At 37.0% G+C, this 9,628-nt stretch carries 10 protein-coding genes; 5 read left to right on the forward strand and 5 right to left on the reverse strand.

Going from position 1 to position 9,628, the window contains the following annotated elements:
- Positions 1-131: 131 nt before the first annotated feature.
- The 5 genes from H1P_RS27410 to H1P_RS36600 are packed head-to-tail and all read left to right on the forward strand — an operon-like array spanning position 132 to position 3,417.
- Positions 132-347, forward strand: coding sequence for a hypothetical protein (locus H1P_RS27410; RefSeq protein WP_144873723.1), 216 nt, complete (start codon positions 132-134; stop codon positions 345-347).
- A 20-nt stretch (positions 348-367) separates the two neighbouring features.
- Positions 368-709 (forward strand): hypothetical protein, encoded by a 342-nt coding sequence (locus H1P_RS27415; RefSeq protein WP_144873725.1) that lies wholly within the window; start codon positions 368-370, stop codon positions 707-709.
- 20 nt (positions 710-729) lie between these two features.
- A complete protein-coding gene (locus H1P_RS27420) occupies positions 730-1,344 on the forward strand; it encodes a hypothetical protein (RefSeq protein WP_144873727.1) in 615 nt (204 codons plus the stop codon).
- A gap of 35 nt (positions 1,345-1,379) precedes the next feature.
- Positions 1,380-3,239, forward strand: coding sequence for an RAMP superfamily CRISPR-associated protein (locus H1P_RS27425; RefSeq protein WP_144873729.1), 1,860 nt, complete (start codon positions 1,380-1,382; stop codon positions 3,237-3,239).
- A 22-nt stretch (positions 3,240-3,261) separates the two neighbouring features.
- Positions 3,262-3,417, forward strand: coding sequence for a hypothetical protein (locus tag H1P_RS36600; protein WP_186376175.1), 156 nt, complete (start codon positions 3,262-3,264; stop codon positions 3,415-3,417).
- Between the two features lie 360 nt (positions 3,418-3,777).
- Here H1P_RS36600 and H1P_RS27430 read toward each other — a convergent pair whose 3' ends face one another.
- The 5 genes from H1P_RS27430 to H1P_RS36605 all read right to left on the reverse strand — a co-directional run.
- A complete protein-coding gene (locus H1P_RS27430; RefSeq protein ID WP_144873731.1) occupies positions 3,778-4,197 on the reverse strand; it encodes a hypothetical protein in 420 nt (139 codons plus the stop codon).
- Between the two features lie 11 nt (positions 4,198-4,208).
- Entirely contained in the window at positions 4,209-5,252 is a 1,044-nt protein-coding gene (locus H1P_RS27435; RefSeq protein ID WP_144873733.1) for an RAMP superfamily CRISPR-associated protein, read from the reverse strand.
- Position 5,253: 1 nt separating this feature from the next.
- Positions 5,254-6,354 carry a hypothetical protein gene (locus H1P_RS27440; RefSeq protein ID WP_222427266.1) on the reverse strand — a complete coding sequence of 367 codons (1,101 nt, stop codon included), beginning with the start codon at positions 6,352-6,354 and terminating at the stop codon, positions 5,254-5,256.
- Positions 6,306-8,429, reverse strand: a complete 2,124-nt coding sequence (locus H1P_RS27445; RefSeq protein ID WP_144873735.1) for a type III-B CRISPR-associated protein Cas10/Cmr2 — start codon at positions 8,427-8,429, stop codon at positions 6,306-6,308. Before H1P_RS27445 ends, H1P_RS27440 begins: the two co-directional genes overlap by 49 nt.
- Before the next feature lie 4 nt (positions 8,430-8,433).
- The coding region (locus H1P_RS36605) for a hypothetical protein (RefSeq protein WP_186376176.1) at positions 8,434-9,628 on the reverse strand (1,195 nt) is incomplete at its 5' end.

A 9,628-nucleotide genomic window follows, 5' to 3' on the forward strand; every position in this document is an offset into this window, starting at 1 on the left:
CTCGAAGAAGATCGCTCTTGAAGTCAAAAACAATAATCGCTGCCTCTTGATGGATTCGGGAGACTTAAATCAAAATCTAACATTGTGCTAATATATTAATAGCCGAGTTAACACGGTTGAAAAAAAATCAAATGAATCAAATTTCAACAAATAAAAAAAGCCAATCGCAACCCAGAGAGCGAGGGAAGTTTGCTCCCATTGGCGATGAACCTCTCTCCAAAAAAGTAACTGGAGTGAGATTGCCCGTTTCTATTCATCAGTGGGTACACGATAAACCGAATTATACGGAATGGGTCAGAAAAGCGATTGCTGATGCAGCAGAAAAAGAAATGAAAAATGTCAGTTGAGTTTAGGAGTAACTTAAATTATGGTGTTCGCCATAGCCAGACAACCTTTAACATTAGATGAAGCAGAACACAAGACGCTCAAAGCATTTGGTCGTACTTCTTTTCGTCGCAAATCAAACTTAGCTATTGAATCTTTACTAACTCCCGCACAAGTTGATACTGCGGTAAGTCATCTTGTTGAAAAAGGCTTGGTTAAAGTAAAACCAAACCAACATTCAGACTTTGATGAAAGAGTTTATTTAACCTGGAAAGGGGGACAAGTTAAAAGACAAATCAGCACAAATCTTGTGAAGTTTCCTCATCATGTAGAACCTAATATCGACGATAAGTTACAACGGCAGATTGCAGAGCTAAAACAATAACATTTAATAGCTCTAGCCGAATGTCTATTGATATTTCAGAACCATTTAGTAGCTACGATCTAATTGCTACTCTGACTGCTGCGATTATGACTTGGGTTGATGCCCAAAGAGATATCTGGATACCTCCTAATTGGGCAGTCAGATGCCAAATTTATGGTTTAGTAGGTATCCTCTCATTAGTTAATGGTTTTATTACCTATATTATTTACCCAATATTTGCCCAAACTACAGGCATTCCCTTGGGGTTAGAAGCATTATTGATCGGAGCGGGTTATTTTTTGCTACTACGAATTATTGCCGTAAAGTTAAAGTTTGGCGAGAATGAAACCCCCGAATTGAGTTTTAGCAGCTTAATATATGAACCCTTACAAGCCCTACTTTTTCGCCGTATTGACGAAATTATCGATCCTTATCTAGAAGCAGAAATTGAAAAATTAAGCGCAAAGCTCACTTTAGAAGAATTGACTTTTAGAGTTTACAATCGCATCAATCGAGTTAATTCCAAGTTGTTAGCTCCTGAGAAAAAAGAAGAAGTCAAGCAATGGCTGTCCGATACATTAGCCAACAACACTCAGGAACAAATCAAGAAAAATATTCTGGCTCAGGTTTTAGTTACTAAGAGATTTCAGGTTTAACTCTATCTCGTCGAACTCAGTTCGGCTTCATTATCATGACAACTACGTCTTTACCCGATAAATTACCCGACTGGTATGGTTTAGAAGAACCAAAAACCAATAATCAATCAGCAAGTCAAGGTGACATAGCAAAAAGTAAAAAACCAATATTGAAACAAAAACAACCAGACAAGGGATGGAGTCCTCAAACCACTCACATCAAAAATATTACAGAAACTTGGTGGGGTAAAGATATTCCTCCAGCCAATCAAACCCCATCCACAATTGAACTAGATAATCTTAGTATTCTCAGCCCCCTACAAATAGGAGGAGGAGCATTACCTGAAGGACATAATTTACCCGCCCAAATAAGTGGAGTATCTTGTATTCCTGGTTCTTCTTTGAGAGGTTCATTTTTAAGGTGGATCGTTAGTTTATGTCAAGAATACGAGCGAAGTATCATCATTCTGACTTGGTATAAATGTTTTCCACAATTAGTCATAAATAATCCTTCTCTAAGTTCTAAGATTGCAATTTTAGTCAAAAAATTAGAACGAAACAATTTAGAGGAAGCAAGCTTGAGCGAGGAGGAATATCTATTTTGGGATAGCTATCTATTTCGTCAAGATCGGAGCATTGGCTGGAAGCCCAAAGCAATTCGCTTTGAAACTACTTATCTGAAAAATTTAACGGCTTTTCCTTTACATCCTCAACAGGATTGGCAAGTGTTTGGCAAAAAAGATAATAAGCTAGCTGTTATGTGGCAATTTCCCGCGATCGCACCACAAAATACACCAAAGAATTCAACAACGAAGAATAAGGCTATTGAACGGTTTTCCAAAAATAAAAATTCCGATGATAACCCGATCTCTCCACTAAAAATCACTTTCCATAACTCTCTAGCCTCAAATCAAAAAGAATTTGTCAGCAAGCAACTAAGAATGATGCTTCTATATCAAGGTCTTGGTAAAGGTCTTGCTTCTGGTTTTGGCAGGATAGGGAATAAAAATAAGATTCCTCCTGGTAAATGGAAAATTAAGTTAAAGGGAATGAAACCAGCTATTGAAAATAAAAAAGATTATCGCTGGAGTCCTCAAGTATTGAGGGCTTGCTTGAGAGGGCATTTTATTCGTTTGGCATTAACCATGCTTAACAGAGATGATGCGATCGCTCTTACAAATACTATTTTTGGTAGTTCCGATAAGCTAGGACAGTTATCTTTAACCAGCTATTTAGTAGAAATTAAAAACCGAGCAACTTCTAATAGCAAGAAACTGTATTCAAATATTCCCAAGAATATTGTTGATGAAATCTGGATTATTAACGTTGACTGTAATCGAGAATTTCATTTCTTAATAGATAATTTATTATCTTTTACCAGTCAAATAGGAGGTTTAGGAAGAGGATGGCGTAGACCTCGACACCACGTTGAGAGAGAAAAGGAAGGAAAAGACGGGCAGCTAATTCCTTTTAGTCTTTATTTTGGCAGTAGTTTTGAAGTCAATTCTTCTTCCATCGAACAAGAAGAGATTGCTTTAATTCATAATTTACAATCTCAAATCAAACAATTAGCGATCTTTTATCAAATAACTACAGAATTTCCTCAAAAAACCCTTGATGACAATCTCAACGGTGCTATTATCAGCCTCTGGAAATCAAAGCAAAATATTAAACAACATTATCGTAATGAGTTAATTCACTGTATTTGTTCAACTAATAAAAGACGGAGGAATAATCAAGAAAGACCTGATTGGTGTGGTGATAATGAGAGTAGACCATCTGGTTATGCTATTAGCGATCGCGGTCATTATAATTTAGTTTCTGTTTTTGACTCTGAAATGCACAAATTACTAATCAATGAAGAAATAGCTGCTCTTGATTTTAATTTATGGAATAATGTTTGGTCTTGTTGCTAATAGTATTCGAGGGATAGCGTCAATGGCTGAAACACCCATTATTTGGTATAGCTCCGTCGATGGCTTGTACTGTATAAGTTACAGCGATTTTAAAGGTGGTTTATTGCCATTAATTATGAATAAAATTCAGTTTTTCAACTATCCCACGAAAAAGCGTCCTGAAGTTCAGTCATATTAGGGCTTTTGAAGCCCAGTCTTTTGATTCTTGTTAGAAAATATTGAGTTGAAACCCAGTACACCTTCAGTATTTTGGCTGATTTGGGTGTTTTGTCTTTTGATTCTTGTTAGAAAATATTGAGTTGAAACTTATTTTTATAGATATCAATAACTTCATCCTAATCAGCTTTTGATTCTTGTTAGAAAATATTGAGTTGAAACCTAATCCTAGCCAAGAATACTTATCCTCTTTTTTACTCAGCTTTTGATTCTTGTTAGAAAATATTGAGTTGAAACCTAACATCCATCTAAAAATAATGGATATTCCATAAAAAAAGACTAGCGATCGCTAGTCTTGTAACTAATTTATTGTCAAATAAAACTAAGTATTTTTTTTCTGACTATCTTTAAATCTATTTGTCCAAAACTGAACTGTATCTCCAATTTCAATCAACAATTCAGCAATAACCATTTGCCTTTGAGTTTGAACATTTAATAAATTAGGATCATCATTATAGAGTTTTTCATTGAACTCATTAATTAGAGTATCTTTATCAATCCCCCAACTATCATCTATTATTTGACACAAGACTTCTCTAGCAACTTGCCAAGCAAAATAACTAACTTTACTTGAATTCTCCTCATCTTTTTTAAAAGATAAAGCCCAAAATCTTAAAATTCCCCAAGTTGCGACATAATCAGAAATTTCGCTAGCTTTACCCTGCCAATTTCCCAAGTCATTTTTTCTATGTTCTAGCCTTTTGAAAACTTCATAATCAATACTATTAAGTGAGATTGCCATTACAGTAACTACTATTTAATAATTTTAGGTGGAGGATTCAACTGAGGGGAGTTTGCTGACTTTTTATTGAGTTGCTTGTCTGATTTATTGTCATTTTTAGTGGTTGTTTTCTCTTCTTGAAAAATAGATACCCGACCGTAACCGATACTCCATAAACCACCAACGTAATGCTCGTCTCGTAAAAACTTTACCCAACGATCAGTATCTATAGCAAAATTATTTCGAGCTTTTTCTGCGGTAAAATCTTGAGCATAGCGAGAATTTCTCGTCGTCCAAGTAAAGTAAAAGATTGCTCCTGGCGGTAGTGCTTCGACAGAAAATAAATTTTTTACTAAAGAATTATTCTCTTCAGAGTTTTCGTTAGATTCGTTTTTCTCTAAATCATTCCAGTACTCTTCGCGACTTTTCAAATTAACTCTGGGTTGTCTAACTAAACCCATATCGACAAAAAGTTTAATCCGATCGTCTGATACAATCAAACATCTGCTTTTATCCATTTCTGAAGTAATTATCGGTAAATCTTGAGAAGCTGTATATTGCTTAATTTCACTAATTTTAAGCCAGCGAAAATATAAAGGTTTTGAGCTTTTCTCCTGCATCCAATAAACGTCATCCCGCTCGCAAGTAAAAGCAAAACTAGAATCGCCGTTTAGTTGGTGATAGCGTTTGAGCCAGCCAGAACAAGTAATCCACCAATTCCCATGACCCAAAATATTCACTGGAAACCAAAGGGGAAAAGCCCAACCTAAAGCGATCGCTCCTGGAGTGGTTTGAGTTTCTTCATAGTCATTATCGGTATTCTCTGTTTTCCCAGAATTATCTTTTGTTTCCCGACTAACTTCTTTGCCAAACCAAGAATCGACAGATACTCGATATTCTTCAGATACTCGATATTCTTCGGCGTGTTCTCGTAAAGCACCTTTTAAAGAACTTCCAGGTATTACAGGAGTTCCGTCGGGAAGGCGATAGATAGGATTGCGATTTCCCCTGCTGTCGCTGTCTGCACCGCCGATATGAACGGGATCGCGACAAACTAACCACTCTAATTGTTTCATCTTAAAATAACCATAAATGTCCGTAGCCCAAAGCCCAATTGTTGAAACGCTTTCTCGATTTATCTATGCTAGAGTCATCTTGAAGAGTACCAGAACGAGTCATGGGACTATCAAGCTCTTTACGCCAGAGATAAACCGCTCCTGCTGGAGTTAACCACTCCCCTGGTGTCAGAGTATAAGTACTTGGCTCGCGATTGCGACCGTATTTAATCTTTTTCCAAGATTGCCAGGGAATAGCTGGTTCGGCTGCATATGCATAGGCAAAGACTTGATTGGAATGGTTAAAAATAGGGTAAGGAATAGAAACGGGCAATCCTTTGTCCTCTTTGTCTTCTTTGTCGGCTTTAGCTTGCCACAAAGCACCAGTAAGCAATACCGCTCCTTCGGGATTTTCTGGAGTGGAGTCTAACCAATCCTCTCTAATCTTTTCAAGAGGATTAATCGTAACGGGTGTCGCTCCCGCTCCCAAACAACTGTATTCAGGAGGACTGTAATCACCAAAGATTTTAACTAAAATACTCCATCCAGGCTCGATAAGAGTTACCATCTCAGCAAAAAAACCTCCTTCATCTAAGACTTGATATGCTTCTCTTCGGTTATGAGTCAAGATTAGAGACTGCCAAACTTTTGCTATTGGGACTAAATCGGCATTCCTCATCCAACCATTTTGCCAGAAGCTTCTAAAATGAGTTCCTCGAATTAGATACTGTCCGCCGATGAAAGCTACTTCGCAACCTTGGTGTTGTTCTTGAATTTGCCAGCGATCTTCTCGCCAATAACAACGATAAATCTTTTTTGGCATAGGGTCAGTACTCACTAAGTCTTTTTCCAAACAATAAACAGTTTGAGGTAAAACAAGATAAATTTCATTAGACCTCGAAGTATTGTGCCAAAACGCTCCCCAAAGCTGACAGTTATTGGGTAGTTTCAGACAAGCTGCTAGATGGTGTCCGTTAGGAGGAAAGCGACAGCCTACTCGACCGCTATTTTGACCCACTGGAGTTAGATTGCCCAAAGCAACTCCTCCTGCGGGAACTAGAGAATACCAACTGCTCATGATTTCGCTACTTCCTGTGCTTCCTGGAATACTTGACTTTTCCATTGTTCTTGTTTGAGTTGTTGGCGAGCCAAAAAAGCTCGAATACTGACCCAATCTTGCCACCACTGCCAATTTTCGATCTCTTGACGACCATCATTTCTAACTGCGCGACGAACATTATCCCAATTAAGAGCAATACCGACGCTTTCTAACAAAGCAGTCAAAAGTTTTTTTACCTGAGTGCGAGAATTAGCTTGAGGTTTTGTTCTCTCTATATAAAAAAGTAATTTTTCCCAACGATTTAACGCTGTATTAACTTGAGTATCGGGTTGCGTTTCTTCCATCAACAACGTCCATAAAGACCAAGGACAAATCCACTTAAAGGATTGATTGCTATTGAATAAGATATTCAAACAAACGCGGTTTTTTCCTGCTAGTTTGGCTTCTTTGTAAGCCTTTTCTAAACCTCGATGCCACAAAGATTGCGGAATTCTCCTTTGAGCGATAACTATTCCCAAACTAAAGTTAATAAATTTACCTGGTACGGGATACCGTTGTTGTTCTGGCTCAAACTTTACCCAGCCCTCATCTTCAGTAGGAGAGGTGATTGTGGTTGCTTCTCCTCGCCAAAGACGATAGAGATTGCTAGTTAAAGGAATGGCATCGTGCAAACCGCCTAGAACTAGAAAATCATCTCCACCAGCAAAAATAACTTTACCGTAATGCTCTTTTTCGCTAAGGTGAATTAAGAGTTCATTCCAAAATTGAAACAAGGTCAAAAAATTGAAGATTCTAGCAAGATTGCAATCTTGATATAGCTGATAGCCATTTGGGTGCCAATGTATTCCTCGATGTCGGGTAAATTTATCTTCTGCTAAATGCCATTGTTCTTTATCTAGTCTCAACTTCTGAAATTGCTCTTCAGATATCCAAGAGCCTATATCGTCTCCATCCCCCCGCCAGCCCACCGTCCATTCGATAGTGCAGTCCCAAGAAGCAGGAATAGTAGCATCCCATTTTGCCAACTTATTTTGTTGTATTTTTTTAAACTTTTGAAATCTTGATTTCCAATAGTCCCTGACATTCCTTCTTTCTAGAACACGAGGATGTCCGTAATTAAAATCGTTTTTGTCTACTTTATCAATTCCCCATTTCGCAGATGCTTTCGATTTTGGTAAAAATGTCTTTTGCCAACTACTAATTTGTTTGTTCCAGTAATTTGCAGCAACCCCATCAACAATCCAAGTTGCAGCAGCAGCCGAACTATCGGGAAATCTTTCCCAAGGGCAAAGTGGAGGCTTTCTACTCCAAATTTGTTCTAAAGTAGGCTCGATAATTTTCGGTAAAGAACTCAATCTCTTTATCAACTCCAAACTATTCAAGCGATCGCTTGAATCGAAGATTCCCGTCTTGCGATGAGAAGATGCTAGTTTTTCCCACCAGAGATTTAATTCGCCGTAAGGCATTCCCCATCTACCTTTTCCTTGAGGATTATCGATCGGTTGCATTCCTGGATGCCAGATGGAAAGACTAGCATCAGTAGGGCTAGTGCGTCCCGCCCACCAACTTTTATTCCAGCGTCGCCCTTGTTTTTGAGTGTCAATTCTTTGGTGTAATTGAGAAATTGTTTCTGGTAAAGTGCTGGGGTCTAGGGGAAAAGAATCGCTATACACTGACCAAAGACAGTCGCAATCTCTTTTTATCGTTTTCCAGCCTATACCGTTGATTGAGTGGCGGTAGTTTTCAGGACGGATCGTTACTGTTTCTAAATTTTTTACTAACTTTTGCCATTCTTCTCGGACTAGGCTTTTTGCAATTTCTTGCCAATTATCTTGAGAATGCAGTCCTGTAATTACATTGGGTAAGGAGGCACGCCAAAATTCTTCTGTAATAGGATATTCCCGTTCGTTCGATAACCACTTACTCAATTTGCAGTTGTAGGTTAAAGGCATTAATACCTTACCTTTTAAGTCTCGTTCCCAACGATCAATAATTGCTGCTGTTAGATAATGACATAGCCAAGAACCTACTGCCCAATCTCTTAACTTTCTCCCCCCACCTAAGAAGGCTTGCACTGGACTGAAAGTAAGAACTCCTACTTGAGTGTATTGCTGAGAAACCGATTCTATTTGTGCCATTAAATTAAAATAAATCTTTCATTAGAGATTCGTACTGTTCTTGATAGACTTGAATTTTACGATCAATTTCTTCTACTATGCCACTCAATTTAAGAATATATTTAAGCCTTTCTACTACTTCACTAGCTTGAACGGCATCTAAATCTCGATCTAATTTATCTCCACATAGATTGTGATAGAGTTTATTTCTTAGCGAACAAAATCCCAACTGACTTCCTTGTCCAATTTTCCAATTTTGGCAATAAAATTTATTAACAAAATCATTCCATTCTGTATCTATAATTTTGCTTACTTGAAGTTCGATTTCTTTTTCTTGTTTATCTTTATTCGTGTCTTCAAATTTATGTAAGTGTTGGTAACTTCCTTTGGTTAACAATTTTTGAACCAAGTCATTTATACTAATCTTTTCTATATTGATTTTTTGTTTTTTCTTCCTAGCTTCTTCTAGTTCAAATTCAAATACTAATTTAGGAAAGAAATTAGAAGTTTCCCATTCATAAGTCGTATAACTATCATTATTTTTTTGCCCTATCAATAAAGACCTTTGATGCTCTATTAAGAATAGCAATGCTAGTTCAAAAGCTCCTGCTATTCTTAGATACCAGTGCATCCAATGTTCGACTTCTCTGAAAGATTGTTCGCTCCATAAAGCGATCGCGATCCTTTCTAAAATATCTTCTTTCGTCTTTAGCTTTTTCTCAATTAGATTAAAAGAAACTGCTTTATCTAGATTTATTAGCCTATCTTTTATTAATTCGATTTGAGAGCTATTAAAGGGTGCATCTTTAACAAGCTCTAAAGCTCCACTAAAATCTTTAATCGCTAACAATTTTCTAATTAATGGTAATTGTAGATGCCATTGCCAATGATTTACTTCATGAGTAATAGTCTCTTCATATAGATATCCTTCTTCTTCACTAATATAAAGAAATTCAACAAGATAGCCAGCTAATTTCTTCTCCATTCCCCAAAGATATAACGCACTTGTTAAGGAAGGAGTCCCAGTTGAATGTTGAATAATGATTTTTTCGATCTCAGTTTCTTGTGTACCATCTTGATAATAGAGTTTACCGTTTTTTTGAGAAATATAGTCTTTTAATAAGGAAGTTATTTTATAATCTGAGGCTTCCCAATCAGCAATACCGTATTTATCTGAAGCACTAACTTTAAAATCTATTAGAGAGTAATTATAGTTTTTT

It is taken from the genome of Hyella patelloides LEGE 07179, assembly GCF_900659865.1.
GTDB lineage: Bacteria > Cyanobacteriota > Cyanobacteriia > Cyanobacteriales > Xenococcaceae > Hyella > Hyella patelloides.

Coding starts and splice junctions, on each gene's coding strand:
- H1P_RS27440 (WP_222427266.1), bottom strand. CDS start 6,354: ATGGAAAAGTCAAGTATTCCAGGAAGCACAGGAAGTAGCGAAATCATG.
- H1P_RS27420 (WP_144873727.1), top strand. CDS start 730: ATGTCTATTGATATTTCAGAACCATTTAGTAGCTACGATCTAATTGCT.
- H1P_RS36600 (WP_186376175.1), top strand. CDS start 3,262: ATGGCTGAAACACCCATTATTTGGTATAGCTCCGTCGATGGCTTGTAC.
- H1P_RS27425 (WP_144873729.1), top strand. CDS start 1,380: ATGACAACTACGTCTTTACCCGATAAATTACCCGACTGGTATGGTTTA.
- H1P_RS27435 (WP_144873733.1), bottom strand. CDS start 5,252: ATGAAACAATTAGAGTGGTTAGTTTGTCGCGATCCCGTTCATATCGGC.
- H1P_RS27445 (WP_144873735.1), bottom strand. CDS start 8,429: ATGGCACAAATAGAATCGGTTTCTCAGCAATACACTCAAGTAGGAGTT.
- H1P_RS27430 (WP_144873731.1), bottom strand. CDS start 4,197: ATGGCAATCTCACTTAATAGTATTGATTATGAAGTTTTCAAAAGGCTA.
- H1P_RS27415 (WP_144873725.1), top strand. CDS start 368: ATGGTGTTCGCCATAGCCAGACAACCTTTAACATTAGATGAAGCAGAA.
- H1P_RS27410 (WP_144873723.1), top strand. CDS start 132: ATGAATCAAATTTCAACAAATAAAAAAAGCCAATCGCAACCCAGAGAG.